The following is a 25,655-nucleotide window of genomic DNA, read 5'->3' on the forward strand; positions in this document are numbered from 1 at the left end:
CAGGCATTCCGGAAGCATGGAAAAGAAACCCGTTCTGGATGCCCTGTCGGCACTGGCCCACGACATGCGGCTGGATGTCTTTCGCCTGCTGATCAAGGCAGGTCCCCAAGGCATGGCGGCAGGCGACATCGCGGCGGCGCTGGATGTGCGCGCGAACACGCTGTCGAACAACCTCAACATCCTGTCTGCGGCGGGGCTGGTCGTTTCGCAGCGCGAAGGGCGGTCGATCCGCTATCGCGCGCAAATGCAGACGATGCGCGGTTTGCTGGGCTTTCTGATGCAGGATTGCTGCGGCGGGCAGGCGGATCTGTGCGGCCCGCTGCTGGATCAGATCACCTGAACACCCGCGCTGCCATGAAAAAGCCCCGGTCGAAACCGGGGCTTTTTTCGTTTGTAAAATGGTTACTGCGCGTTTGCGGTGCGTAGCAGATCGGTGATGCGACGAACCGAGGCGCGGCGGTTGCCCCGAATGTCACCTTCGGACCGGATGCGCAGGAACTGTTCGCCATAGCCTTGGGTCACAAGGTTTTCGGGCGGAACGTCGAAATATTCCGTCAGCGCCAAAGCCACGGATTCGGCACGACGGTCCGACAGTGCCAGGTTGAAGGCATCGGCGCCGACGGTATCGGTATGCCCTTCGATCATGAAGATCTCGGAGGGGTTCTCGGCCACCGAATCCTGAATGACGCGGCCAAGCGATTGCAGCTGCTTGGCCTGATCCGGACGGATCGCAGCCGAGCCGCTGTCGAAGGTGATCGCATCGATGTTCACGGGGGCCACCAGCGAACGCACCTCGGGGATGTTGCGGATCTGGGACAGGGTGAAGCGACGCTCGATATCGGCTTCGCGGCGCAGGGCGGTGCGCAGGTCGTCCTCGTTCATCGGGGCATCGCCGTTCTGAACTTCGGCAGGGGCGGGCAGCTGGCTGACGTCAACGGGCTGCACATCGGTGGTATCATCGATCAGCTGCGTGGTGGTGCCATCGGCCGACACCAAGGTCCGGCGCAGCACGCGCAGATCGGCATCGCGGATGGTCACGACACGGCTGCCGTCTTCACGCGTGACGACCGTGCGCGACGAGCCGTCGTCGAAGTTCTCGGTCGTCACGTTCGAGCCGGGCTGGCGCAGCAGGGCGACCTCATCCTTGATGACCTCTTGGCTGCCGTCTTCGCGAGTTACGACGACGCGGTCGGGGGCGCTGAGCGCGACCTGACGGTTGTTGTTCAGGAACGACCCGACCGCCAACGCACCGGCACCCAGCAGCAGGGCCTTGGTCAGATCGCTGCTGCTGTCGTCATCTTTGGCGTCATCCTTCGACCGCGCCTTGGCGTTGTCGCTGCCCGCCAGTGCATCACGCAGATTGGTCGCGAAGTCCTCGGACGACGAACGGCTGCTGTCCTTGGTGACTTTCTGTTCGGTTACCTTGCCCGAGCCTTCCGAAGCATTCAGCGCCGCGGCGGATACCGGCTTGCTCTGCTTGGCGGCCTCGCGCGAGGCTTGGGTTTCGCGCGTGTCCTCTTCGGCAGCGCGCTGGACCATGTCACCGGATTTGCCGACACGGAACATCTGGTTCGAGGTATCGGCCAGACGGAAGGGACCGCCACCGTTCGGTTCGACCACCACGCCACGCGGGGTGATGGCACGGTCGCCATCCGCACAAGGATAGCTGCCGCCCTGCAGGCAGTTCAGCTGATCCTGCGTCAGCCCGTCCTGAACCTCCTGATTCAGGACCTTGACCAGACCGGGCATCTGGGCGGCACGGTCGGACTGTACCTTGCCCGTGCCGATGGTCAGGGCATTTTCATCCGGTTTTGGCTTCTTGGCAGGCTTTTTCTCGGCATCCTGCTGGTCGCGGGCGGCCTTGCCGGGTTCACCCAAGATGCCGAGGTCTTCCTTGTCGGCCTTCTTGTCCTTCGTGTCTTTCTGCTGCGGCTTTGCCTTGGGCTTGGCGTCGTCCTTATCCGCCTTTCCCGGCTTGGCCTTGGGCTTCTTGTCGCCCTCTTTCGCGTCTTTCCGGTCGGCTTCAGCTTTCATGGCATCGGCCAGTTCGTCTTCGCCGCGCTTCTTGCCCTTGGCGGCGGGACGCGCATCTTCGTCCTGCGCAGCCTCTTTCGCCTGTGTGATGATCGCCGACAGCCCTTCCTTGAGGTCGTCCTGGTTCTGATCCTGAGCTGCGGCAATTTGCGGCGCAAGCAAGGCCAGGCAAGTGACGATGGCTGTGGTATTGTGGATGATCCGGCGCATGAAAGCTCCTCTGCGATTGATCGCGTACGTCTTGTTGACGGTTTAACAGGCCGTTTGCGGAACAGTTCCCAAAGATCGCGTGAGTTGCACGTGATGCAGTCGCGGCATTGCACCCATGCGCCAAGGCCCCTAATCATTCCTCAAGAGAGAAGAGGAGAGGATAATGCTGGTGAACTTGAAGGCAAAAGACGCCCCCGATCTGGGCCGTTTCGATTGGGAGGATCCGTTCCGCCTGTCCGACCAGCTGACCGAGGAGGAGCGCATGATGCGCGATGCGGCCCGCGCCTATGCGCAGGACCGGCTGCAGCCGCGCGTCATCGACGCCTATCGTGATGAACAAACCGACCCCGAAATCTTCCGCGAGATGGGCGAGATGGGCCTGCTGGGCGTCACCATCCCCGAGGAATACGGCGGGATCGGCGCGGGATATGTGTCCTATGGCCTCGTCGCCCGCGAGGTCGAGCGTGTGGACAGCGGCTATCGCAGCATGATGTCGGTGCAGTCGTCGCTGGTGATGTACCCGATCTATGCCTATGGCAGCGAGGAGCAGCGTCAGAAGTACCTGCCCAAGCTGGCATCGGGGGAATGGATCGGCTGTTTCGGCCTGACCGAGCCTGACGCGGGTTCCGACCCCGCGGGCATGAAGACCGTCGCCAAGAAGACCGACAGCGGCTATGTCATCAGCGGGTCGAAGATGTGGATCAGCAATTCGCCAATTGCCGACGTCTTCGTGGTCTGGGCCAAATCCGAGGCGCATGGCGGCAAGATCCGCGGCTTTGTGCTGGATAAGGGCATGAAGGGCCTGTCTGCGCCCAAGATCGGCGGCAAGCTGTCACTGCGTGCATCCATTACTGGCGAGATCGTCATGGACAGCGTCGAGGTCGGTGAAGACGCGCTGTTGCCCAATGTCGAGGGTCTGAAAGGTCCGTTCGGCTGTCTGAACCGCGCCCGTTACGGCATTAGCTGGGGTGTGCTGGGGGCTGCGGAATATTGCATGCATGCCGCGCGCCAATACGGTCTGGACCGTGTGCAGTTCAACAAGCCCTTGGCCCAGACGCAGCTGCACCAGTTGAAGCTGGCCAATATGATGACCGAGATCAGCCTTGGCCTGCAGGCCAGCCTGCGGGTCGGACGTTTGCTGGACGAGGCGCAGGCGGCACCCGAGATGATTTCCATCGTCAAGCGCAACAATTGCGGCAAGGCGCTGGATATCGCGCGGATGTCGCGGGACATGCATGGCGGCAACGGGATTTCCGAGGAATACCAGATCATGCGCCACATGGTGAACCTTGAGACGGTCAACACCTATGAGGGCACGCATGACGTCCATGCGCTGATCTTGGGGCGTGCGATCACCGGATTGCAGGCGTTCTTCTGAGCGGCAGGTCCGGGGGGCGCGTCGCCCCCCCGGACCCTCAGGGGGTATTTAACCAACGAAGAAGGGCGCAGGAGATGATCCTGCGCCCTTTTCATGTGGTGATGGTTATGGGGTCAGACGCCTTCGCCGACGAAGGCTTTTTCGACCACGAACTCCTTGGGGTCCGAGTTTGCACCCTCGCGCATGCCGAAATCTTCGAGGACTTTCTTGACGTTGACGTTGAAGGCAAGACTGCCACAGATCATGGCGCGGTCGGTTTCGGGGCTGATGGGCGGCAGGCCCAGATCCTGCAGCACCTTGCCCGAGGACAGGTTGTCGGTGATGCGGCCCATGAAGGGCGAATCCTGACGGGTCGTCGTCGGATAATACATCAGGCGCTTGGCGAAATCTTCGCCGTAGAGTTCACCCAGCAGCGGATCATGGCGCAGGTTCTGCACCAGTTCGGCGCCGTAGGTCAGTTCCTCGGCGGTGCGGCAGGTGTGCATCATGATGATCTGTTCATAACGCTCGTAGGTTTCGGGATCGCGCATAAGGCTGGCGAAGGGGGCAAAGCCGGTGCCGGTGGCCAGAAACCACAGGCGCTTGCCCGGCAGCAGGGCGTCCAGCACCAGCGTGCCCACGGGCTTGGGGCGCAGGATGATCTCATCGCCCGGCTTGATGTGCTGCAAGCGCGAGGTCAGCGGCCCGTCCGGCACCTTGATCGAGTAGAATTCCAGTTCGTCGTCCCAGTTGGGCGAGGCGATGGAATAGGCGCGCAGGATGGGTTTTCCGTTATCACCCGGCAGGCCGATCATCACGAACTCACCCGACCGGAAGCGCAGCGAGGCCGGCCGCGTCACCCGGAACGAGAACAGCGTGTCGGTCCAATGCGTGACCGAGGTCACCGTCTGGGCGTCGGGAAGCGTCTTCTTGGGGGCAGCGTCAGCCGCGGGCAGATCCAGCGTCATGATATTTCCTGTTCGTTCCGTATGCCGGTCTTAGCCGGCCAGATTTTCGCGGTGGTCCCATGCCTTCCAGTCGGCGCGGGCCAGCCATTGGTCCTGCGGTTGGCGCGCGGCAATGTCGGCCGCCACCTGCACCTCGTCAAAGCCGACGCGGCGGGCCATGGCGTATTGGTCGGCGATCAACCGGCCGGACGCACGCAGCGTTCCCTTGTAACCCAATTCGCGCAACCGTCGCGCCAGCGTAAAGCCGCGGCCATCGCTGAAGGCCGGAAAGTCGATGGCGATCAGCGGGTGGTGCATGCGGTCGGGCAGGGTGGCGGGGTCGGTGTCGGGGGCCAGCACGATAGGTGCATCATGATCGATGGGATGGAAACCGTCATCGCGGGCCAGGACGTCCTGGGACAGGGTCTCGTCGCTCATGCCGTTGCCTTTCTGCGGACCATCCGTCCGCCGATGAAGTGAATGCCGCATTCGGTCTTTTCCTGACCGCGCCAGCGACCCGAACGCGGATCCTCGCCGGGTTTGACGGGGGAGGTGCAAGGGGCGCAGCCGATCGAGGGATAGCCTTTGGCGACCAGCGGGTGACGCGGCAGGTTGTTTTCGATCATATAGTCCTGAACGTCCTCGGACCGCCAGTGGGCCAGCGGGTTCACGCGCAGGCGCAGCGGGGGTTCGGGCTCAAAGAACTCCAGTTCGGTCCGCTGACCGCCTTGGAACCGCTTGCGGCCCGTGATCCAAGCATCAAAACCCGACAGCGCGTTTTCCAGCGGCACCGTCTTGCGGAAGTTGCAGCAGGCGTCGGGATTGACCTTGTGCAGCGTGCCGTCGGGGTCGTTCAGGGCGATCTCTTCTTCGCTGGCGGTGATGACCTGCACGTTGGTCAGCCCCAGCTTGGAGGCGACCTCGCGCTGGTACTCCAGCGTTTCGGGGAACAGCATCTGGGTGTCGATGAACAGCACCGGCAGCCCGGGGGCCACGACGCTGACCATATGCAGCAGCACCACCAATTCCGCACCAAAGGACGACACCAGCCCCACGCGGCCCAGATCGGGGTCGGTGACGGCACGGCGCAACACCTCGGTCGCAGCGTGGTGGCGGTAGCGGTCGTTCAACCGCCCCGCGCGTGTATCCAGATTGCCATCAAGCATCGGTCGTTTCCGGATAGAGGGCGGCCTTGAAGGGTGCCTGTCCAAGACGACGGTAGGCGTCGATGAAGCGTTCGTCCTCATCCTCGCGGACCTCCAGATAGGCGCGCAGCAGGCGGTCGATGGCGGGCACGACCTCTTCGGCGGGGAAGCCCGCACCGGCACGCTGACCGATGGCCGGGATGTCATAGGCGTCGCCGCCAAGCGTGATCTGATAGTTTTCGACGCCCGCGCGATCCAGCCCCAAGATGCCGATATGGCCCAGGTGGTGGTGACCGCATGCATTAATGCAGCCCGAGATGCGGATGTTCAGATTGCCGATTTCCTGTTCCAGCCCGAGGGCACGGAAATGGTCGGCGATCTCTTCCGCGATCGGGATGGACCGCGCCGTTGCAAGCGCGCAGTAATCCATGCCGGGGCAGGCGATGATATCGCTGGTCAGACCGGCATTGGCGGTGGCCAGACCGGCGGCCTTCAGTTCGGCATAAAGCGCCGGCAGGTCTGATTTGTGGACATGCGGCAGGGCCACGTTCTGGTCATGCATGATGCGGATGTCGGAATGGCCGAAACGCTCGGCCAGATCAGCGATCAGGCGCATCTGTTCCGCACTGGCATCGCCGGGCGTCTGGCCGGGCGACTTGAAGGTCACGACGACGCTGGCATAGCCCTCGATGCGGTGCTGGTGCAGGTTGGTGTCGGTCCAGCTGCGGAAGCCGGGGTTGGACTGACGCTCGGCTTCAAAGCCGTCGGTGGCGGCATTGCGGAAGGCGGGCGCGCGGAAGCGGTCCTTGAAGATGGCCAACGCCTCGCGGTCGGCGCCGTCGAATTCGCGGCGGCGGGCGATGAATTCTTCCTCGATCTCGGCGCGCATGACGTCCATGCCACGTTCCATCACCGTGATCTTGATGCGGGCCTTGTACTTGTTGTCGCGACGACCGGCTAGGTTGTAGGTGGCGATGATCGCCTCGACATAGGGCAGCAGGTCCTCCTCGGGCAGGAAGTCGCGAACCACCTGACCCAGCACCGGCGTCCGGCCAAGGCCGCCACCGATCCAGACCTCGAAGCCGGTCTTGCCGTCCTGTTCCTTCAGGCGCAGACCGATGTCATGGGCGGCGATGACCGCACGGTCCTTGGCGCCGCTGGAAATGGCAATCTTGAACTTGCGCGGCAGGAACTGGAATTCCGCGTGGTCGGTTGACCAGCTGCGCAGCAGTTCCGCATAGGGACGCGGATCAGCGGTTTCGTCGAAGGCCGCGCCCGCGAAGGCGTCGGTGGTGACGTTGCGAATCGTGTTGCCGCTGGTCTGGATGGCATGCATCCCCACCTTGGCCAATTCGTCCAGCATGTCCGGGATGTCCACCAGCTTGGGCCAGTTGTACTGGATGTTCTGGCGGGTGGTCCAATGCCCGTAACCCTTGTCGTATTTTTCAGCCAGCAGCGCCAAGGTGCGCATCTGGTCGGGGTTGATCGTGCCATAGGGTACGGCCACCCGCAGCATATAGGCATGCAGCTGCAGATAGACGCCGTTCATCAGGCGCAGGGGGCGGAACTCTTCCTCGGTCAGGCTGCCGTCGATACGGCGTGCGACCTGATCGCGGAATTGCTGGGCGCGGTGCTGGACATAGTCGATCTCGACGGGGCGGACATCAAACATTGCTGGCCTCGGCTTGCTGTTCGGCCTGTATGCCGTGGAAATAGTTGGAAGGCCCGCGCTGGCGGAACGCTTCACGGAAATGGACGGGCTCGGGTCCGTTCGGGCCGCGCTTGGCCTCGACGATATAGGGGCCCACCACCAGATCGGCCTGACCGATGGCCTGCAACATGGCAAGCTCGGCGATGGCCTCGTCCTCATAGAGCGTCGCCTTGCGCGGATCGGGCGTCCAGCCGTCTTCGCACATCCAGACGTTGAAGCCTTCGCGCAGATCGTTGGCGGTGATGACACCGGGCTTGTTTGCCGTCGGGGTGAAGGCTTTGCTCATGACTCGGACCTTTCTGATACTGGTCTCTATATAGAATTTTGTTCTGGATTCTTGCGAGGGGGCGCGCGAAATAAGGATGACCTGACCGGAGGACATGGAATGTCGGAACCTGTTTCCACAGAAAACGCCGCAGCGCAAATTTCTGTCCGGCTGGACGAGGTGGATCGCAAAATCCTGTCCCAGTTGCAGCAGGATTCCAGCCTGTCTTTGGACCAGATCGCCGAGCGTGTGGGCGCGTCAAAGACCCCGGTCTGGAACCGTATCCGCAAATTGCGCGAGGCGGGCGTGATCCGCAAGCAGGTTGCCATTCTGGACCCCGAGGCACTGGGGCTGGAAGCCTGCTTCTTCGTCTTGGTCCGCACCAGCGAACACGACAAGGATTGGGCAGGCCGTTTCCTGAAGGCATTGCGCGATCGCCCCGAGGTGGTCGAGGCGCACAGATTGGCTGGTGACATCGACTATATCCTCAAGGTGCAGGTGCGTAACGCACGCGCCTATGATCGGTTCTATCAATCGCTGATTTCCGAGGTGAAGATCCACAACGTCACCGCACTTTTGTCGATGGAGGAGATCAAGGCCTCCAGCGCGCTGCCCATCCCGGACCTGCCGCAGAAGGGGGCATGAGGATGACTTATACCATCTGGCACAAGCCGACCTGCTCGACCTCACGCTTCGCGTTGAACGCGCTGCGCGAGGCGGGGGTCGAGGTGACCGTGCGCGATTACATCAAGGATGCGCCCTCGGTGGCGGAGCTGGAACAGGCGCTGGCTTTGCTGGGCATCGGCCCGCGCGGGTTGCTGCGCCGCAAGGGCACGCCCCATGACGAACTGGGGCTGTCGGACGCGTCGCTGGAGGATGCCACGCTGATCGCGGCCATGGCGGAACACCCGATCCTGATCGAGCGTCCGGTCGTCTTCGGTCCCCAAGGCGCCGTGCTGTGCCGGCCCAAGGAACGCATCTTCGATTTTCTGGCCTAGGGTTTTTCCAGCGGATCAAAAGCACCCACCGAAATGCCCAGCAGCAGCCAGCGGCGACCTTCCAGCCCGAAGACCAGATCGAAGCTGACATGGCGCGGCTGCAGCGGGAAATAACCCGTCAGGCGCAACTCCTGTCCGCTTTGGCTCAGCTGGGTGTCGACCATCACCGGATCGGTGACCATCGCCTGCAACAGGTCCAGACGCTCGGCCCGGACATCGGTGAACAGGCCCGCAAGGCGCGTGGGGTCGTTGGCCTGCGCGAACTCGGGCGCGGCGTAATCGCGCAGCACGGTGTAATTGCCCGTCCAGTTGCCGTGGTTCACCGCCGCCAGCACATCGCGGATCAGGGCGGTGGCATAGCTGGGCTCGATCAGGTTGGTCTGGGTGGGGGCATCCTGTGCCGAAGCGCCGGCACCCGAAAGTGCCAGCGCCAGACCCAAGGACGCTGCACGCAGCAGCGCCCCCGGTTTCGATATGCGGCTGATTACCACGCGTAGGTCACGCCGATACGACCGCCGACCTGATTGCGGTCGAAGCCATAGGTCACGCCCGCGTCGAACTGGGTGTTCGCATCGAAGCGATACCCCATCGAGGCCGCCATTGCCGTCGCCCCGTCAAAGGCACCCAGGCTGGTCGAGACCGCGAAGGTCTTGTCCTCGGGGACATAGGGCGTGCTGAGCGCCATGGCCATCGCGATACCTTCCTTGTTGTCCTCGATCGAGGATCCCAAGGAACGCACGCTGCTGTCAAGCTGCGACATCTGCGTGCCGATCGAACGATCCACCGCCAGGTTGCCCTGCGCGTCCGAGGTCACGATGCCCACCGGACCCGATTGCGCCGCCGTGCTGGCCGTCGAGGCAATGCCCGCCGCGCGATAGGTGTTCTGCGCATTGCCCAGCGCGAATTCGTTCGCGCGGGTGGCCGATGCGCCGGCACCGATGGCAACCGAGTTGTCGGCGGCGGCAGATGCCTGATCACCCATGGCGATCGAACCTGCGCCCAATGCCATCGCAGCCTCGCCCACGGCGGTCGAGCGAACGCCAATGGCCTGCGCCAGATGGCCGAAGGCCTGAGCGCGTTCGGCGCCTGCGACCGACTGCCAGCCGATTGCGGTCGCACCGGGGCCGGTTGCAACGGATTCGCCACCAACTGCGGTGGTCGAATTGCCGTTGGCCGCAGCGGTATCGCCGATGGCCAGCGCGTCGATGCCGTTGGCGATGGTTTCGTTGCCGATGGCTGTAGACATGTCGCTTTGCGCGTCGGCGTTCTCACCGATGGCCAGCGAACGAACGCCCTGCGCGGTGGCTAGGTGACCGAAGGCCTGTGCGCGTTCAGCGGTCGCCATGGATTGCCAGCCGATGGCCGAAGCGCCGGGGCCGGTCGCGACGCTTTCACCGCCGACTGCGGTGGTCGAGGGGCCATTGGCCGCAGCCGTATCACCAATTGCCAGCGCGTCGATGCCGTTGGCGATGGTTTCATTGCCGATGGCGGTCGAGAGATCGCTTTGCGCATCAGCGTTCTCACCGATGGCCAGCGAACGGACGCCCTGTGCGGTGGCAAGGTGACCGAAGGCTTGCGCACGTTCAGCGGTCGCCATGGACTGCCAGCCGATGGCCGATGCGCCGGGGCCGGTGGCGACGGATTCACCGCCGACTGCGGTCGTCGAGGGACCGTTGGCCGCAGCGGTGTCGCCGATGGCCAACGCATCGGTGCCGTTTGCGATGGTTTCGTTGCCGATGGCGGTCGACAGGTCGGTCTGTGCATCGGCGTTTTCACCGATGGCCAGCGAGCGGACGCCTTGTGCGGTGGCCAGATGGCCGACGGCCTGCGCGCGTTCGGCGGTCGCCATGGATTGCCAGCCGATGGCCGAGGCGCCGGGGCCGGTGGCGACCGATTCACCGCCGACTGCGGTGGTCGAGGGGCCGGTGGCCATGGCAACGCCACCGATGGCCACGCCGTCCACCGAAGTGGCATCGGTTATCGCGCCGTCACCGATGGCGACGGAAAAATCACCGTTCGCGGTCGAGTTCACGCCACATTCGACGGAATTGCTGCCTGCGCCGGTGTTGCAATCGGCGGTGGCATCCGCCCGGGCAAGGCCTGCTCCGCCAACCAGCGCGACAAAGGCGACGCTGCTGTAAAGTGACGCGATCTTCATGGAATGTCCTGTGGTGGCTGGCATGACGCTCTCCTCAACCGTTGTGCGCAGGGGTCCGAATGCGACCTCTGGAACGGATGACTCGGCAGCAGCGCGACTGGATGCAGGACGGATCAAAAAAAATTCATCACCCCGTGATGGGGCCGGTCATTCGTCCACGACGTTTAGGATTTTTGGCAGTGCGGGGCAGGGCAGCAGCTGGTTCTTGGCCACATCGGCAAGGCTGTGGTTGTGCAGGAACACATAGACATGCGCCGACAGGCTCTCCCACAAGCGGTTCGACAGCGTCTGCGCCCGCGATCCCGAGATGCCGCCCGATGCGCCCGCGCCGATATGCATGGCGCTGACGGTTTCATCGACCGCTTCCAGGATCTCGGCCACGCGGATGGTTTCGGGTGCGCGCGCAAGGCGATAGCCGCCGCCGGGACCACGCACCGAGGTCACCAGACCGGCGCGGCGCAACCGCACGAACAGTTGTTCCAGATAGGGCAGCGAGATGTCCTGCCGGTTCGAAATTTCCGCCAGCGAAGTCAGCTCGTCGTTCTTGGCGATGGCAAGATCCACCAGCGCGATGATGGCGTAACGCCCCTTGGTCGACAGTTTCATGGCACAGCCCCTTCGTAAGCGGCACTGAAACTTGTGCCTTGCATTGACGGGCGCCGTCATCGCGCGCTATGCCCAGCCCAGCATGTTTCTTGCCAAGTCCGCGCGGGCTTCCCAGATAACCCGTCTAGAAGCCGCGCGCGCAAGCGTCAAGAAACCCGAAAGCCCTGTGAAGGAAGACCATGCCCGAGCTGATTTTCCCCGGCCCCGAAGGCCGTCTCGAAGCGCGCTACCACCCCCAGCCCGGCAAGCCCGACGCGCCCATCGCCATCGTCCTGCACCCGCATCCGCAGTTCGGTGGCACGATGAACAACCGGGTGGTCTATAACCTGCACTATGCGTTCCACCGCATGGGGTTCACCGTCATGCGGTTCAACTTCCGCGGCGTGGGCCGCAGCCAGGGTGAGTTCGACCAGGGTGTCGGCGAATTGTCCGATGCCGCCTCGGCGCTGGATCACCTGCAGTCGATGAATCCCAACAGCAAGCATTGCTGGGTCGCGGGCTTCAGCTTCGGCGCCTGGATCGGCATGCAGCTGCTGATGCGCCGCCCCGAGATCACCGGCTTCATCAGCGTGTCGCCGCCCGCCAACATGTACGACTTCAGCTTCCTTGCGCCCTGTCCCTCGTCGGGGCTGATCGTGAACGGCACCGCCGATCGCGTGGCACCCCCCAAGGATACCCACACGCTGGTCGGCAAGCTGCGCGAACAGAAGGGCATCACCGTCACACATGAGGAAATCGAAGGCGCGGACCACTTCTTCCGCGACGATGAGGCCCACATGAAGCCGATGATCGACCTGATGCAGACCTATGTCCGCAAGCGGCTGACCGAAACCACCCGCTGAGGAACCGCCATGACCAACCGGATCGGCCAGCATGTCAATTTCCTGTGCGAGGCCGACCGGTTGAAATCGGTCACCCGCGCCAATGTCCTGATGGACCTGTCGCGGGCTGAAAACAGCGCCGAACACAGCTGGCACGTCGCGCTTTACGCAATGGTCTTCGGCGCCAGCGACCGCGCCATCGCCATGCTGCTGCTGCATGATCTGGTCGAGATCGACGTCGGCGATCAGCCGATCCATCTGGACCACGATGTCGAGGCCCTGAACCGCGCCGAGCTGGCCGCCGCCCGCCGCATCTTTGGCCTGTCCCCGGATGCCGACCGCCTGCTGGCGCTGTGGTCCGACTTCGAATGCTATGGCTCGGATGATGCGGTGATGGCCAAGCGCATGGATCATGTGCATCCGCTGTTTCAGGTGATGCAGGCGCCGCAGCCCGTGCCTGAACATGTCGATGTCGTGCGTGACAACCTTGACCGGGGGCGTGCTGCACGTCTGGCGCAGGAATGGCCACAGGTGATGCAGGCGGCGCGGTTGCTGCTGGACGGTTGACACTTGCCCGATGACGACCTGACCCGTCGCCTGAGTTTTCTGGCCGAGGCGGATCAGCTGAAATCGGTCCTGCGTGCCAATACGCTGATCGACCTGTCGCGCCATGAAAACAGCGCCGAACACAGCTGGCATCTGGCGCTTTATGCGCTGGCCTTTGCAGATCTGGCGGGGCCCGACGTTGATATCGGTCGTGTCATCCGCATGCTGCTGATCCATGATCTGGTCGAGATCGACGTGGGCGATGTGCCGCTGCATTCGGCAGGGGGGCAGGCCCATGGGTCGGCGCAGATCCAGGCGGATGAAGCCGCCGCCGCGCGCCGCATCTTTGGCCTGTTGCCGCAAGGGCAGGGCGACCAGCTGCTGGCCCTGTGGCATGAGTTCGAGGCCCAGCAGACCTCTGACGCGATCTTTGCCAAGGGTCTGGACCGCGCCCAGCCTGCCATCCAGCATCTGCACGCAGGCGGCCTTGGCTGGATCGAATACGACGTGTCGTTGGCACAAATGGAAACGCGCGTCGGACAACCTGTCGGACGCGCGTCACCTGAATTGTGGAACTGGCTTCACGGCCGTCTGGCCAGCCATTTCGCCGCAGCCTGATCGGCGGTCACCCGACGCCAAGGTCGGGTAACGCGCTGGTTCAGGATGCCAGCGGCTGGCTGTTGGCCATGTGGCGCGAGGCCATCTGGCGGACCTTGGCGCCGCGGGCGAAGGGACGCGCGCTGGCGGGCGAAGCCTCCATGATGCCGGGGAAGATCGCCTCGATCTCGGCCAGGGCAGCGGCGCTGAGGGCGCGCAGGGCCTGCGGACCGGGATAGAGCGATTCGCTTTCGGCGCCGTTGGACAGCACGACTTCATGGGCGTCGAACATCAGGTGGTGATAGCTGATGGCGGTGACCGTCGTGTCGATGTCGATGCCCGGCAGTTCGGTCAGATGCTTGGCGGCGACCAGAACCTCGGCGGCGCCGAACATGCGTTGCGCGATTGCCGAACGCACCAGCACACGGTGCTGCGGCGAGACGACCAGATCGGCTGCGGGCATGTTGACGCCAAGGGCGCCGGCCTTGATGCGGATCGGCAGCAGTTTGGGCTTGGCGGCCAGATCGATGGCGTCCAGATGGCTGACCCCGACCCAACGCAGCGGCTGGAAGCCGTTGTCGCGGGTCCAGATCATGTCGCCCTTGGACAGGTCCTGAATGGCAACCTCGCCCTTGTCAGTGCGGATCAGGGTGCCGGCGGCGAAGCAAACGATGTCCAGTTCGAAGATTTCAGGCCCGAACGAAACCTGCGCGACATAGGTGTAGCGCGGCAGCGGGTCCGCCTCCAGAACCTCGACCGAATGCAGCTGCTTGATGTCTTTCCAGTCGTTGACCGTCTGCAGGGCCGGACGGAAGAACATGTCGCCATTGCCCATCTGCATCATCACGCCGGACTGATCCTGCGTCGTGCCATCGGGCATGGTGATGCGGTAATCGACCTTGGCAAACCCGGTGATCGCGCTTTTGACAGCCGTCCCCGAGGTCGGCGAGGTATAATTCATCGTGCTGTTACCGTCGGGGTGGCCGTTGTAGGTGGTCGACCAGACCTTGGTGGTCTGATTGTCGATGCCGACCAGACGGTCCTTGGCGGTGACGGTCACGGCGCTGATCTGGTTGGGGCCGACGGCCTTATATCCGTTCAGGCTGTCAGCCTGAGCATTGGTCATGGGGCTGCGCCAGTCCGCATTGATCTGCGGCTTGTTGCCGAAATACATCCATGTCGCACTGCTGTAAGACGAATAATAGGTCATCGTGAAACCTTCGATCTGGGAAAGGTTTTCCGTAACAGGCGCCGGCCATATGCACTATATGTATAAATGGATATGTTTGTACAAATTCGTGTCAAAATGTATGCGTCACCGCCCCGGTTCGCATACAATTGCATACCGTCTTCCCATGCGGGCCCATTCGGGCTATAGGCGGGGCATCCAATTCAAACGCCAAGGGGGACCCCATGTCGAAGATCAAGGTCGCAAATCCCGTCGTCGAGCTTGACGGCGATGAGATGACGCGGATCATCTGGGACTTCATCAAGCAGAAGCTGATCCTGCCCTATCTGGACATCGACCTGAAATACTATGACCTGGGCATCGAAGAGCGTGACCGCACCGATGACCAGATCACCATCGATGCAGCCGAAGCGATCAAGAAATACGGCGTCGGCGTCAAATGCGCGACGATCACCCCCGACGAAGGCCGGGTCGAGGAATTCGGCCTGAAGAAGATGTGGCGCTCGCCCAACGGCACCATCCGCAACATCCTTGGCGGCGTCATCTTCCGCGAACCGATCATCTGCCAGAACGTGCCGCGCCTTGTGCCGGGCTGGACGCAGCCGATTATCGTTGGCCGTCATGCCTTTGGCGACCAGTATCGCGCCACCGATTTCCGCTTCCCCGGCAAGGGCAAGCTGACGATCAAATTCGTCGGTGAAGACGGCGAGACGATCGAACACGAAGTCTTCGACGCCCCGTCCTCGGGCGTGACGATGGCCATGTACAACCTGGACGATTCGATCCGCGACTTTGCGCGCGCTTCGATGAACTATGGTCTGTCGCGCGGCTATCCGGTCTATCTGTTGACCAAGAACACCATCCTCAAGGCCTATGACGGCCGTTTCAAGGACCTGTTCCAGGAGGTCTACGAGGCCGAGTTCGAGGACCAGTTCAAGAAAGCCGGCATCCACTATGAACACCGCCTGATCGACGACATGGTCGCATCGGCGATGAAATGGTCGGGCGGCTATGTCTGGGCCTGCAAGAACTATGACGGCGACGTCCAGTCCGACACCGTCGCGCAGGGCTTTGGTTCGCTTGGTCTGATGACCTCGGTCCTGATGACGCCCGATGGGCAGGTCGTCGAATCCGAAGCGGCCCACGGCACGGTGACGCGTCACTATCGCGAACACCAGAAGGGCAATGCGACCTCGACCAACTCGATCGCGTCGATCTTTGCATGGACCGGTGGTCTGAAGCACCGCGCCAAGCTGGACGACAACGCCGAGCTGCTGAACTTTGCGCAGACGCTGGAGCGTGTGACCGTTCAGGCCGTCGAAGACGGTCACATGACCAAGGATCTGGCGCTGCTGGTCGGCCCCGACCAGAAGTGGCTGACCACCATGGGCTACCTGGAAAAGGTGGACCAGTATCTGAACAAGGCTCTGGCGTAAGCCGGAACCACGAAGGGGCCGGGCGGATCGCCCGGCCCCTTTTGCATTCAAAGGGCAACGCCCTCTTTCTTCGTGCGGGAAGCTGCGCTATGTCCCGCCCATCCCCGCTGACAGGAGTCCCGCGATGAAAGCCGCCGTCGTCACTTTCCCCGGATCGAACTGCGACCGCGACCTTGCCGTCGCATTGGAACAGGCGGGGGCTGATGTGACCCGCGTCTGGCACAAGGACGACAGCCTGCCCGAGGGAATTGATCTGGTCGGCGTGCCGGGCGGATTTTCCTTTGGCGACTATCTGCGCTGCGGCGCCATCGCGGCCCAATCGCCCATCGCTGGTGCCCTGCGCGCCCATGCGGCCCGCGGAGGTTATGTGTTGGGCATCTGCAACGGTTTCCAAGTACTGACGGAACTGGGCCTGCTGCCCGGCGCGCTGATGCGCAACAACGGCCTGACCTTCCTGTGCAAGCCAGCCACCCTGACTGTGGCGACCGCCGACAGCGCCTTCACCACCGGCTATGCCAAGGGCCAGAAGGTCAGCATTCCCGTCGCCCATCATGACGGCAACTATCAGATCACCGCCGACGGGCTGGCGCAGCTGCAGGATCAGGACCGCATCGCCTTTACCTATGCGCCCGCCGTCAACGGCTCGGTTCAGGATATCGCGGGCGTGCTATCGGAAAACCGCCGCGTGCTGGGCATGATGCCCCACCCCGAACGGGCCGTCGATCCGGTCACCGGTGGCACCGACGGCGCCGCGATGTTCCGCGGCTTGGTCGATGCGCTTGCCCATGCCTGACTTGAGCCGCGCGCCGGTTGGTCCTAGATTGCGTGGAACGCGCGAAACGGACGGACCGGTGTGTGGACGGTGAATTGGACGGTGAACAGGAAATTCATGACAGGGTGGAACGCAGGCGGGCCAGACGGTCGCGGCTGGCGAACCCTTGGTGGCTGCGTTCCACCGTCGTCCTGATCTTTCTGACCGCGCTGGCGACCATCTGGACGACCAACGCCTGGCTGACCGACCGCTTTTCCGAAAACACCCGCGTCAGGTCCGAACTGCGCATCGCGCTTTATAGCGGCAACCTGATGTCGGAGCTGCAGCGCAATTCCGTGGTGCCGCTGCTGCTGGCCCGCGATCCGGCATTGATCGCGGCGCTGGTTGGCAACGACTTCTCGACCACATCGGCCCGGCTGATGACCGCGCAAGAGGAAATCGGTGCCGCCTCGATCAGGCTGCTGGATGCCTCGGGGCGGGTGGTCGGATCGACGGACCGCTACCAGATCGGCGTGAACAGCGTCGCCGCCCCCTATTTCGTCGAGGCCCTGCGCGCCCGTGATACCGTCTTCACGGTGTCCGAACTGGCCTCGGGGGCCTATGAGTTCGCCTATTCCCGCGCGGTGGTGTCGGACGGCAAGACCCTTGGGGTCATCGTCGTGGGCGCGGATCTGTCCCAGTTGGAGCGGTCCTGGGCGGGCATTTCCGATGCCGTTGCGGTGACCGACAGTGAGGGCAATATCATCCTGTCGACCGAACCGCGCTGGCGGGGGCTGACCATGCCGCAGGCGCTGGCGGTCAGGTCCGCGCCCTCGGCCATCCAACGGGCGTTTCAGGTGACCGCCGATTGGACTGCGACGCCCGCCGATGCCTATGTCCAGGGCCGCGCCGTGATGCGGTCCGAGGCGCGGGTGCCCTTCCGCGGCTGGCGGATGATCAGCTTCACAGCCTACAGCTCGGTCCGCGAAAAGGTGAACGCGATCCTGGCGTTGCAGATCATGGGGTTCGCCATCCTGCTGGCCGGGACCTTCTGGCTGATGTCCCGTCGCGCGCGGCTGCAATCGGCGGCCTATCGCCGCGAATTGGCCGACCTGCGTGCGCTGAACGCCCGCCTGACGCGCGAGATCGCCGAGCGAGAGCGCGTGCAAAAGGAACTGCGCGTGGCCGAACAGACCATGCAGCAATCCAGCAAGTTGGCGGCATTGGGCGAAATGTCGGCAGGCGTCAGTCATGAATTGAACCAGCCGCTGGCGGCGATGAAGACCTATCTGGCGGGCGCGCGGCTGCTGTTGCAACGGTCCCGCCCCGAAGAGGCCCTGTCCAGTTTCCAGCGCATCGACGATCTGATCGACCGGATGGGGGCGATCACCCGCCAGCTGAAATCCTATGCCAGGAAGGGCGGCGAGGCGGTCGAGCCTGTCGATCTGCGCGCCGCCGTCAGCAGCGCGCTGACCATGATGGAACCACAGCTGCGCACCCGCCCCATCCGCATTCTGCGCAACGTGCCGCGCGAACGGGTCATGGTTCTGGCCGACCGCATCCGGTTGGAACAGGTGCTGATCAACCTGCTGCGCAACGCGGTCGACGCGGTCAAGGGCCGTCCCGATGCCACGATCGAGATCACGGTCGAGGCCGGCGCTCACGCCTATGTGTCGATTCGCGACAACGGTCCGGGTGTTTCGGACTTGGAAAAGCTGTTTGAACCCTTTTGGACAACCAAGAAGCCCGGAGAGGGCACTGGACTGGGGCTTGCCATCTCCTCCACCATCGTGGCGGATTTCGGCGGTCGCCTGACCGCCCATAACGAAACCGAAGGCGGCGCCGTCTTCCGGGTCGAGCTGCCCTTGCACCGACCCGGCCAGCCCCGTCAGGCCCTTGCGGCCGAATGACGCCAAACGAGAGGATTGCAGAATGTCCCGGAAATTGAAGATCGCGATCGTGGATGATGAACCCGACATGCGGGAATCCATCAGCCAGTGGCTGGTCCTGTCCGGCTTCGAGACTGAGACCTTTGCAAGCGCCGAGGATGCGCTGAAGGTCATCGGCACCGATTGGCCCGGCGTCGTGGTGACCGACATCCGCATGCCCGGCATGGATGGCATGGCCTTCCTGAAGCGGCTGATGGGGCTGGACAGCAACCTGCCGGTCATCATGATCACCGGCCATGGCGATGTGCCGATGGCGGTCGAGGCGATGCGCCTTGGCGCGATGGACTTCATGGAAAAGCCCTTCAACCCCGACCGCATGACGGCGCTGGCCAAAAAGGCCACGCAGATGCGCCGGATGACGCTGGACAACCGCGCCCTGCGCCGCGACCTGTCCGAAGGCCAGCAGGTCATGTCCAAGCTGATCGGTGCCAGCCCGGTGATGGAGCGCCTGCGCGAGGATATTCTGGATCTGGGGCAGGCCGACGGCCATGTGCTGATCGACGGCGAAACCGGCACAGGCAAGACACTGGTGGCCCATGCGCTGCACGCTGTGGGTCCGCGCGCATCGAAGAAATTCGTGCCTGTGTCCTGCGCGGCCTTCAACGACGAGGCCCTGGCCACGCGCCTGTTCGGCCCCTTGGAAGAAGGCCTGCCCGCGGTCGAGGAAGCCCGTGGCGGCACCCTGTGCCTGGAAGATATCGAGGCGCTGTCCGAACCCCTGCAGGCCCGCCTTCTGGCCTTCATCAGCGAACAGGGAACGCCCGCCGAAACCCGCATCATCGCCATCAGCAACGCCCGCGGTGAAGGCCGCAAGGCCGAGGATTCGCTGCGTCCCGACCTGTTCTATCGCCTGTCCGCGCTGAAGATCACCCTGCCGCCGCTGCGCGCGCGGGGCGAAGATATTCTGGCGCTGTTCACCCGCATGACCGAGCAGTTTTCCGAAGAATACGGCTGCGAACCCCCGCAGGTCAGCGCGCAGGAGGCAGCCCAGCTGCTGCAGGCCCCTTGGCCCGGCAACATCCGCCAGCTGATCAACGTGGCCGAACGCGCCGTGTTGCAGAACCGTCGCGGATCGGGGTCGATCGCGTCCCTGCTGATGGCCGATGGCGAGGATAACCAGCAGGCCACCACGACCGAGGGCAAGCCGCTAAAGGAATATGTCGAAAGCTTCGAGAAGATGCTGATCGACAACACGATGCGCCGCCACAAGGGCAGCATCGCCAGCGTGATGGACGAATTGTGCCTGCCACGCCGGACCCTGAACGAGAAAATGGCAAAATACGGATTGCAGCGCGGCGATTACCTGTAATCCCCCGCAGCATCATCGAAAGGCAGAACTTATGACCGCCACGTCCGACAAGGACCTCAGCCCGCGCACCCGGGCCGTTCACCATGGCACCCGTCGCAGCCAATACGGAGAGATGGCCGAAGCCATCTTCCTGACGCAGGGCTTCGTCTATGACAGCGCCGCACAGGCCGAAGGACGCTTCCAAGGCAGCGGACCGGATGAATTCATATATGCCCGCTATGGCAACCCTACCAGCCGCATGTTCGAGGATCGCATCGCATCGTTGGAAGGGACCGAGGACGCCTTTGCCACCGCCAGCGGCATGGCGGCGGTCAACGGCACGATGTTCGCCATGTGCAAGCCCGGCGATCATGTCGTGGCCGCGCGGGCGCTGTTCGGGTCGTGCCTTTACGTGCTGGACCTGCTGGCGAAATTCGGGGTCGAGGTGACGTTCGTCAACGGCACCGATCTGGACCAGTGGCGCGCGGCGATCCGCCCCAACACCCACGCGGTCTTCTTCGAAAGCGTGTCCAACCCGACGCTGGAAGTGATCGACCTAAAGGCCGTGGCCGAGATGGCCCATGCCGTCGGCGCAACCGTCGTCGTGGACAACGTCTTCGCCACGCCGGTCTTTTCGCGGGCCGCCGAACTGGGCGCCGATGTCATCGTCTATTCCGCCACCAAGCATATCGACGGCGGCGGTCGCGCCCTTGCCGGCGTCATCTGCGGCACGCGCCAATTCGTGCGCGAAGTGGCCGAGCCCTATCTGAAACACACCGGCGGCGCGATCAGCCCCTTCCACGCGTGGATCATGCTGAACGGCTTGCAGACCATGGACCTGCGGGTGCGTGCGCAGGCCGATGCGGCGGCCTCGATCGCGGCGGCCCTGCACGGCCATCCGGGCCTGTCGCGGGTCATCTATCCGGGTCTGGCCGATCACGCCCAGCACGAACTGGCGATGCAGCAGATCGGCTCGGGCGGGACGATGATCGCGCTTGAGGTGGCGGGCGGCAAGGATGCGGCCTTCGCGATGCTGGACCGTCTGCAGATCATCAAGATCTCGAACAACCTCGGCGATGCGAAGTCGATCGCGGTCCATCCCGCGACCACGACCCACCAGCGCCTGTCGGATGCCGACAAGGCGCATCTGGGCATCACGCCCGGCCTGATCCGCCTGTCCATCGGCCTTGAGGATGCGGGCGATCTGACCCGCGATCTGCTGAACGCATTGGGCTGATCCACCTAGGCGCATCCCGGCCCTGACGTTGCCGGGATGCGCTTTGCACTGACATTTCCCCCAAGGTTGCTTATATGGGCCCCGACGCTGCCCCGGAGGCCATGATGACCCAAGCCCGCCCCATGACGCCCGCCTATCCCGCCCTGACCCGCACCTATGACGCGGATTTCAAGGTCGATGAGGCGTATAAGGCCGATCTGCCCGACCTTCAGAATGGCCCCGCCAGCCTGATCATCGGCGCGCGTGCGGCCATCCAGCATGTGGGGATTTCCAATTTCCGCCTGCCGATCCGTTATCAGACCCGCGACGACGGCGTGAACGGAGGAGAGATCGTGCTGGAGACCAGCGTCACCGGCACCGTCAGCCTGGAAGCCGACCGCAAGGGCATCAACATGAGCCGCATCATGCGGTCCTTTTACGGCCATTCCGAAAACCTGTTCAGCCTGTCGGTTCTGGAAGCCGCGCTGGAGGATTACAAATCCCATCTGGACGCGCTGGACGCCCGCATCCAGATGCGCTTCAGCTATCCGATGCGGGTGGATTCGCTGCGTTCGGGGCTGTCGGGTTGGCAGTATTACGACATCGCGCTTGAGGTGATCGAACATAAGGGGCAGCGCCTGCGGGTGATGCATGTCGATTACGTCTATTCCTCGACCTGTCCCTGTTCGCTGGAACTGTCGGAACATGCGCGGGAAACACGCGGCCGTCTGGCCACGCCCCATTCGCAGCGCTCCGTCGCGCGGATTTCGCTGGTGATGGAGGGGGCGGAAAAGATCTGGTTCGAGGATGTGATCGATCTGTGCCGCCGCGCGGTTCCGACCGAAACCCAGGTCATGGTCAAGCGTGAAGACGAACAGGCCTTTGCCGAACTTAACGCCGCCAACCCGATCTTCGTCGAAGATGCGGTGCGTGCTTTTGCAGCCCAGCTGCTAGCCGATCCGCGCATCGGCGATTTCCGCATCATCGCCAGCCATCAGGAATTGCTGCATTCGCATGATGCCGTCAGCCTGCTGACCAGCGGGACGACATTCGCACAGGAATTGCTGGACCCAACGACCTTTGCGGCGCTGAAGGTCTGACCGCAGGGCGCGGGGGTCGTGCAAGAACGAAATAAGAACGCGGGCTTTTCATGCGACGGCTCTGCGCCTATGCTGAAGGTATGGATGTGATCGACGATTCCGAAGGTGAGACCCCCGTGCCGCTGTCGCAACGTGCGATGGCCGCGCGCCCGATGCCCTATCTGGAAGGGTTGAACGCCGCGCAACGCGCCGCGGTCGAGGCATTGGACGGGCCTGTCCTGATGCTGGCCGGGGCAGGGACGGGCAAGACCCGCGCCCTGACCACGCGCATCGCCCATCTGCTGATGCTGGGAAAGGCGCGGCCCGGTCAGCTGCTGGCCGTGACCTTCACCAACAAGGCCGCGCGCGAGATGAAAGAACGCATCGCCAAGCTGCTGGGCGAAACCGTCGAGGGGATGCCCTGGCTGGGCACCTTCCACAGCATCAGCGTCAAGATCCTGCGTCGCCATGCCGAATTGATCGGGCGCGACGGGCTGCATTTGAAGCCCAGCTTCACCATTCTGGACACCGACGACCAGATCCGCTTGCTGAAACAGCTGATCCGTGCGGAAAACATCGACGAAAAGCGTTGGCCCGCACGCCAGCTGTCGCATCTGATCGACGGCTGGAAGAACCGCTGCCTGACCCCCGCCAATCTGCCCAAGGGCGAAGAGGCGGCCTTCGACGGCAAGGGCGGCAAGCTCTATGCGCAGTATCAGGACCGCCTGCTGACGCTGAACGCCGTCGATTTCGGCGACCTGCTGATGCATTGCGTGACGCTGTTTCAGGCCCATCCTGACGTGCTGCGGCAATGGCAGGACCGCTTCCGCTATGTGCTGGTGGACGAATATCAGGATACCAACGTCGCCCAATACATGTGGCTGCGCCTTTTGGCGCAATCGCATCACAACATCTGCTGCGTGGGCGATGACGACCAGTCGATCTATGGCTGGCGCGGGGCCGAGGTGGGCAACATCCTGCGTTTCGAAAAGGACTTTCCGGGCGCCGAGGTGATCCGGCTGGAACAGAACTATCGGTCTACCCCGCAGATTTTGGGGGCGGCCTCGGGGCTGATCGCGGCGAACAGCGGCCGTCTGGGCAAGACGCTGTGGACCGATGCGGAACCCGGCGAACCCGTGCGCCTGATCGGCCATTGGGACAGCGAAGCCGAGGCCCGCTGGATCGGCGAGGAGATCGAAGCCTTCCAGGCCGGCCATCGCGCGGCGCTGGGACGGGTGTCGCTGGACGATATCGCGATCCTGGTGCGGGCATCGCATCAGATGCGCGCCTTCGAGGACCGCTTCATGACCATTGGTCTGCCCTATCGCGTCATCGGCGGCCCGCGGTTCTATGAACGGCAGGAAATCCGCGACGCGATGGCCTATTTCCGGCTGGTCACCAGCCCCGATGACGATCTGGCATTCGAGCGTGTCGTGAACACCCCCAAGCGGGGCTTGGGCGACAAGGCATTGCAGACCATTCAGGCTGCTGCGCGGCAGAACGGCGTGAACCTGCTGGAAGGCGCCAAGATCGCGGTTGAGGAAAAGCACCTTGGCGGCAAGGGGCTGGCCAATCTGCGCGACTTCGTGGCGCTGATCGGGCGGTCGCATCTGTCGGTGATGGATGGCGCGAACCATATCGAACTGGCCGAACGCATCCTGGACGAATCCGGCTATACCGCCATGTGGCAGAATGACAAATCGCCAGATGCGCCGGGTCGTCTGGAAAACCTCAAGGAACTGGTCAAGGCGCTGGAGGAGTTCGAGAACCTTCAGGGCTTCCTTGAACATGTGGCCCTGGTCATGGACCGTGATGACGGTCAGCAGACCGAACAGGTCAGCATCATGACGCTGCACGGCGCCAAGGGTCTGGAATTCCCTGTCGTCTTCCTGCCGGGGTGGGAGGACGGGTTATTCCCCAACCAGCGCGCCATGGACGAACAGGGCACCAAGGGCTTGGAAGAAGAACGCCGTCTGGCCTATGTCGGCATCACGCGGGCCGAACGTCTGGCGACGATCAGCTTTGCGGGCAACCGGCGGCTTTACGGTCAGTGGCAAAGCTCTCTGCCTTCGCGTTTCGTCGATGAACTGCCCGAGGAACATGTCGAGGTTCTGACGCCCCCCGGCCTTTACGGCGGCGGATATGGCGCGGCGATGGCGTCGGCGGGCAGTGTGCAGATGCATGACCGTGCAGCCAAGGCCGATGTCTATAATTCGCCCGGATGGAAGCGGATGCAGGCCAAGGCCGCCGAACGCCGCGCGCCGGTGCATCGCACCCCCGTCACCATCGACGCGACACCCGCCAGCCGCTTTGCGGTCGGCGACAAGGTCAGCCATGCCAAGTTCGGCGAAGGGCAGGTCATGGGCGTGGCCGAAGACACGCTGACCATCCAGTTCGAGGCGGGCTTCAAGAACATCAAGGCCGCCTATGTCCAGCCTGCGGGCGGGGTGGACGACGTTCCGTTCTAGGCGCGGCGACTGCGGCCGATGCGGGGCTTGCGTCCGGCGCGCGCCAGCGCATCGGCATAGGCGGCGTCGATATCGCGGTCGGGATGTTCGGCGGCAAGGCGCAGCAGGGTGAAGTGGATTTTGGCGACCTTTTCGTAATAATCAACGAAGGCATAGTTGATCGCCGCGCCGGTCGCAGCCCCGATGACCGGCACCGTCTGCGCCCCCAGCTTGGCCGTCACCCGCGCTGCGAATTCACCGGCAAAGCGGGTGATCAGCGCCGACACGGTCTGACCGTTCGTCAGCACACGATTGGCAAGGAAGGATTGCGCGGCGGCGTCGCCATCCTCTCCGGGTTCGCCGTATTGGAAGACCGCCAGGCATTCCAGACGCACCTGTGGATCGCTGGTGTCGAACCCCTGCTGGCGGGCGACCTTCTGGATGGAATTGAAGATCACCGTGGTCGAGGCGACCAGATCCGGCACCAGCCCCGCAAAGCCGAACCAGCCGCCCGTCGCGCCAGATACGACCGCCGCTGCGCGATTGGCGATCAGCGGCGCGTGGCGGATCAGACCGATCTGATCGGTCCGCCCCGACAGGTCGTAAAGCTGCTGGAAGGCGCTTTCCAAGACTTTCTCAAGGGAAACCGGCGATATGCCCAACACGGTGGTGGCAGCACCTTCGGTCAGGCGACCCACGGCCTCGACCCCGCGCATCAACAGGCTGCGCCCGCGCAGGTGACGTTCGGCAAGGCGGTCCAGTTGCCGTGCCAAATCATCGGCTGCGGGGGCCGGGACGGAAGGGGCGTTGTCGGTGGCGGGCAGGGGCATCTTGGACATTCCCGAATTAATTGGCGCTTGCGGGCCAACGCATCCCCCCGCGCAAGGGTTGCCTGACGTGACGCG

At 63.5% G+C, this 25,655-nt stretch carries 25 protein-coding genes; 14 read left to right on the forward strand and 11 right to left on the reverse strand.

Annotation, left to right across the window (positions count from 1 at the left end):
- The first annotated feature begins 16 nt into the window (after positions 1-16).
- A complete protein-coding gene (locus SJY40_RS01930) occupies positions 17-340 on the forward strand; it encodes an ArsR/SmtB family transcription factor (protein ID WP_378942097.1) in 324 nt (107 codons plus the stop codon).
- A 62-nt stretch (positions 341-402) separates the two neighbouring features.
- Here the strand turns inward: SJY40_RS01930 and SJY40_RS01935 are convergent, their stop codons facing one another.
- Complete coding sequence (locus SJY40_RS01935; protein ID WP_378942099.1) at positions 403-2,244, reverse strand: OmpA family protein; 1,842 nt, start codon at positions 2,242-2,244, stop codon at positions 403-405.
- A gap of 163 nt (positions 2,245-2,407) precedes the next feature.
- Between SJY40_RS01935 and SJY40_RS01940 the strand changes: the two genes are divergently transcribed.
- Entirely contained in the window at positions 2,408-3,622 is a 1,215-nt protein-coding gene (locus tag SJY40_RS01940) for an acyl-CoA dehydrogenase (RefSeq protein WP_378942102.1), read from the forward strand.
- A 113-nt stretch (positions 3,623-3,735) separates the two neighbouring features.
- Here the strand turns inward: SJY40_RS01940 and SJY40_RS01945 are convergent, their stop codons facing one another.
- Genes SJY40_RS01945 through SJY40_RS01965 form a run of 5 tightly spaced genes read right to left on the reverse strand, consistent with a single transcriptional unit; the run spans position 3,736 to position 7,690 of the window.
- Complete coding sequence (locus SJY40_RS01945; RefSeq protein WP_378942104.1) at positions 3,736-4,569, reverse strand: ferredoxin--NADP reductase; 834 nt, start codon at positions 4,567-4,569, stop codon at positions 3,736-3,738.
- A 30-nt stretch (positions 4,570-4,599) separates the two neighbouring features.
- The gene (locus SJY40_RS01950; RefSeq protein ID WP_378942106.1) at positions 4,600-4,986 is read right to left on the reverse strand and encodes a DUF934 domain-containing protein; all 387 of its coding nucleotides are present in this window, start codon (positions 4,984-4,986) and stop codon (positions 4,600-4,602) included.
- A complete protein-coding gene (locus tag SJY40_RS01955) occupies positions 4,983-5,714 on the reverse strand; it encodes a phosphoadenylyl-sulfate reductase (protein ID WP_378942109.1) in 732 nt (243 codons plus the stop codon). Before SJY40_RS01955 ends, SJY40_RS01950 begins: the two co-directional genes overlap by 4 nt.
- Positions 5,707-7,365, reverse strand: a complete 1,659-nt coding sequence (locus SJY40_RS01960; RefSeq protein ID WP_378942112.1) for a nitrite/sulfite reductase — start codon at positions 7,363-7,365, stop codon at positions 5,707-5,709. The genes SJY40_RS01955 and SJY40_RS01960 overlap by 8 nt, the downstream gene beginning before the upstream one ends.
- Complete coding sequence (locus SJY40_RS01965; RefSeq protein WP_378942114.1) at positions 7,358-7,690, reverse strand: DUF2849 domain-containing protein; 333 nt, start codon at positions 7,688-7,690, stop codon at positions 7,358-7,360. The genes SJY40_RS01960 and SJY40_RS01965 overlap by 8 nt, the downstream gene beginning before the upstream one ends.
- A gap of 138 nt (positions 7,691-7,828) precedes the next feature.
- Between SJY40_RS01965 and SJY40_RS01970 the strand changes: the two genes are divergently transcribed.
- Entirely contained in the window at positions 7,829-8,314 is a 486-nt protein-coding gene (locus SJY40_RS01970; RefSeq protein WP_378948235.1) for an Lrp/AsnC family transcriptional regulator, read from the forward strand.
- A gap of 2 nt (positions 8,315-8,316) precedes the next feature.
- On the forward strand, positions 8,317-8,667 hold the full coding sequence (arsC, locus tag SJY40_RS01975; protein WP_378942116.1) for an arsenate reductase (glutaredoxin): 351 nt from the start codon (positions 8,317-8,319) through the stop codon (positions 8,665-8,667).
- On the opposite strand, the gene SJY40_RS01980 is transcribed toward arsC, so the two are convergent.
- The 3 genes from SJY40_RS01980 to SJY40_RS01990 all read right to left on the reverse strand — a co-directional run bounded on the left by SJY40_RS01980 (position 8,664) and on the right by SJY40_RS01990 (position 11,431).
- Positions 8,664-9,158 carry a hypothetical protein gene (locus tag SJY40_RS01980; protein WP_378942119.1) on the reverse strand — a complete coding sequence of 165 codons (495 nt, stop codon included), beginning with the start codon at positions 9,156-9,158 and terminating at the stop codon, positions 8,664-8,666. The genes arsC and SJY40_RS01980 overlap by 4 nt on opposite strands.
- Entirely contained in the window at positions 9,152-10,849 is a 1,698-nt protein-coding gene (locus SJY40_RS01985; RefSeq protein WP_378942121.1) for a YadA-like family protein, read from the reverse strand. Before SJY40_RS01985 ends, SJY40_RS01980 begins: the two co-directional genes overlap by 7 nt.
- 123 nt (positions 10,850-10,972) lie before the next feature.
- Positions 10,973-11,431 (reverse strand): Rrf2 family transcriptional regulator, encoded by a 459-nt coding sequence (locus tag SJY40_RS01990; RefSeq protein ID WP_108503401.1) that lies wholly within the window; start codon positions 11,429-11,431, stop codon positions 10,973-10,975.
- A 179-nt stretch (positions 11,432-11,610) separates the two neighbouring features.
- On the opposite strand from SJY40_RS01990, the gene SJY40_RS01995 reads away from it, so the two are divergent.
- From SJY40_RS01995 to SJY40_RS02005, 3 genes are read left to right on the forward strand one after another with little or no spacing between them, the layout of a single operon-like run.
- Positions 11,611-12,273 carry an alpha/beta hydrolase gene (locus SJY40_RS01995; protein ID WP_378942124.1) on the forward strand — a complete coding sequence of 221 codons (663 nt, stop codon included), beginning with the start codon at positions 11,611-11,613 and terminating at the stop codon, positions 12,271-12,273.
- A 9-nt stretch (positions 12,274-12,282) separates the two neighbouring features.
- A complete protein-coding gene (locus SJY40_RS02000; protein ID WP_378942127.1) occupies positions 12,283-12,819 on the forward strand; it encodes an HD domain-containing protein in 537 nt (178 codons plus the stop codon).
- Positions 12,820-12,822: 3 nt separating this feature from the next.
- Complete coding sequence (locus SJY40_RS02005) at positions 12,823-13,416, forward strand: HD family hydrolase (protein WP_378942130.1); 594 nt, start codon at positions 12,823-12,825, stop codon at positions 13,414-13,416.
- Positions 13,417-13,456: 40 nt separating this feature from the next.
- On the opposite strand, the gene SJY40_RS02010 is transcribed toward SJY40_RS02005, so the two are convergent.
- Complete coding sequence (locus SJY40_RS02010; RefSeq protein ID WP_378942132.1) at positions 13,457-14,605, reverse strand: Hint domain-containing protein; 1,149 nt, start codon at positions 14,603-14,605, stop codon at positions 13,457-13,459.
- A gap of 203 nt (positions 14,606-14,808) precedes the next feature.
- On the opposite strand from SJY40_RS02010, the gene SJY40_RS02015 reads away from it, so the two are divergent.
- From SJY40_RS02015 to SJY40_RS02045, 7 genes are all read left to right on the forward strand, one after another.
- A complete protein-coding gene (locus SJY40_RS02015) occupies positions 14,809-16,020 on the forward strand; it encodes an NADP-dependent isocitrate dehydrogenase (RefSeq protein ID WP_378942134.1) in 1,212 nt (403 codons plus the stop codon).
- A 124-nt stretch (positions 16,021-16,144) separates the two neighbouring features.
- Entirely contained in the window at positions 16,145-16,813 is a 669-nt protein-coding gene (gene purQ / locus SJY40_RS02020) for a phosphoribosylformylglycinamidine synthase subunit PurQ (RefSeq protein WP_378942137.1), read from the forward strand.
- A gap of 152 nt (positions 16,814-16,965) precedes the next feature.
- Positions 16,966-18,681 carry an ATP-binding protein gene (locus SJY40_RS02025; protein ID WP_378948238.1) on the forward strand — a complete coding sequence of 572 codons (1,716 nt, stop codon included), beginning with the start codon at positions 16,966-16,968 and terminating at the stop codon, positions 18,679-18,681.
- Between the two features lie 22 nt (positions 18,682-18,703).
- Positions 18,704-20,029: a sigma-54-dependent transcriptional regulator gene (locus SJY40_RS02030; protein WP_378942140.1), complete on the forward strand. Its 1,326-nt coding sequence runs from the start codon at positions 18,704-18,706 to the stop codon at positions 20,027-20,029.
- Between the two features lie 31 nt (positions 20,030-20,060).
- Positions 20,061-21,245, forward strand: coding sequence for an O-succinylhomoserine sulfhydrylase (metZ, locus tag SJY40_RS02035; protein WP_378942142.1), 1,185 nt, complete (start codon positions 20,061-20,063; stop codon positions 21,243-21,245).
- 53 nt (positions 21,246-21,298) lie between these two features.
- The gene (gene folE2, locus SJY40_RS02040) at positions 21,299-22,324 is read left to right on the forward strand and encodes a GTP cyclohydrolase FolE2 (protein WP_378948241.1); all 1,026 of its coding nucleotides are present in this window, start codon (positions 21,299-21,301) and stop codon (positions 22,322-22,324) included.
- 80 nt (positions 22,325-22,404) lie between these two features.
- Positions 22,405-24,771, forward strand: coding sequence for an ATP-dependent helicase (locus SJY40_RS02045; protein ID WP_378948244.1), 2,367 nt, complete (start codon positions 22,405-22,407; stop codon positions 24,769-24,771).
- Here SJY40_RS02045 and SJY40_RS02050 read toward each other — a convergent pair.
- Entirely contained in the window at positions 24,768-25,589 is an 822-nt protein-coding gene (locus tag SJY40_RS02050; protein WP_378942145.1) for an EcsC family protein, read from the reverse strand. The two genes, SJY40_RS02045 and SJY40_RS02050, sit on opposite strands and share 4 nt — an antisense overlap.
- Positions 25,590-25,655: the final 66 nt, after the last annotated feature.

It is taken from the genome of Paracoccus sp. R86501, from assembly GCF_042466435.1.
Lineage (GTDB): Bacteria > Pseudomonadota > Alphaproteobacteria > Rhodobacterales > Rhodobacteraceae > Paracoccus.

Excerpts from the sequence above, each read along its gene's own strand:
- SJY40_RS01930 (WP_378942097.1), top strand. The coding sequence starts at position 17 with ATGGAAAAGAAACCCGTTCTGGATGCCCTGTCGGCACTGGCCCACGAC.
- SJY40_RS01935 (WP_378942099.1), bottom strand. The coding sequence starts at position 2,244 with ATGCGCCGGATCATCCACAATACCACAGCCATCGTCACTTGCCTGGCC.
- SJY40_RS01940 (WP_378942102.1), top strand. The coding sequence starts at position 2,408 with ATGCTGGTGAACTTGAAGGCAAAAGACGCCCCCGATCTGGGCCGTTTC.
- SJY40_RS01945 (WP_378942104.1), bottom strand. The coding sequence starts at position 4,569 with ATGACGCTGGATCTGCCCGCGGCTGACGCTGCCCCCAAGAAGACGCTT.
- SJY40_RS01950 (WP_378942106.1), bottom strand. The coding sequence starts at position 4,986 with ATGAGCGACGAGACCCTGTCCCAGGACGTCCTGGCCCGCGATGACGGT.
- SJY40_RS01955 (WP_378942109.1), bottom strand. The coding sequence starts at position 5,714 with ATGCTTGATGGCAATCTGGATACACGCGCGGGGCGGTTGAACGACCGC.
- SJY40_RS01960 (WP_378942112.1), bottom strand. The coding sequence starts at position 7,365 with ATGTTTGATGTCCGCCCCGTCGAGATCGACTATGTCCAGCACCGCGCC.
- SJY40_RS01965 (WP_378942114.1), bottom strand. The coding sequence starts at position 7,690 with ATGAGCAAAGCCTTCACCCCGACGGCAAACAAGCCCGGTGTCATCACC.
- arsC (WP_378942116.1), top strand. The coding sequence starts at position 8,317 with ATGACTTATACCATCTGGCACAAGCCGACCTGCTCGACCTCACGCTTC.
- SJY40_RS01985 (WP_378942121.1), bottom strand. The coding sequence starts at position 10,849 with ATGCCAGCCACCACAGGACATTCCATGAAGATCGCGTCACTTTACAGC.
- SJY40_RS01990 (WP_108503401.1), bottom strand. The coding sequence starts at position 11,431 with ATGAAACTGTCGACCAAGGGGCGTTACGCCATCATCGCGCTGGTGGAT.
- SJY40_RS01995 (WP_378942124.1), top strand. The coding sequence starts at position 11,611 with ATGCCCGAGCTGATTTTCCCCGGCCCCGAAGGCCGTCTCGAAGCGCGC.
- SJY40_RS02000 (WP_378942127.1), top strand. The coding sequence starts at position 12,283 with ATGACCAACCGGATCGGCCAGCATGTCAATTTCCTGTGCGAGGCCGAC.
- SJY40_RS02010 (WP_378942132.1), bottom strand. The coding sequence starts at position 14,605 with ATGACCTATTATTCGTCTTACAGCAGTGCGACATGGATGTATTTCGGC.
- SJY40_RS02015 (WP_378942134.1), top strand. The coding sequence starts at position 14,809 with ATGTCGAAGATCAAGGTCGCAAATCCCGTCGTCGAGCTTGACGGCGAT.
- purQ (WP_378942137.1), top strand. The coding sequence starts at position 16,145 with ATGAAAGCCGCCGTCGTCACTTTCCCCGGATCGAACTGCGACCGCGAC.
- SJY40_RS02030 (WP_378942140.1), top strand. The coding sequence starts at position 18,704 with ATGTCCCGGAAATTGAAGATCGCGATCGTGGATGATGAACCCGACATG.
- metZ (WP_378942142.1), top strand. The coding sequence starts at position 20,061 with ATGACCGCCACGTCCGACAAGGACCTCAGCCCGCGCACCCGGGCCGTT.
- SJY40_RS02045 (WP_378948244.1), top strand. The coding sequence starts at position 22,405 with ATGGATGTGATCGACGATTCCGAAGGTGAGACCCCCGTGCCGCTGTCG.
- SJY40_RS02050 (WP_378942145.1), bottom strand. The coding sequence starts at position 25,589 with ATGTCCAAGATGCCCCTGCCCGCCACCGACAACGCCCCTTCCGTCCCG.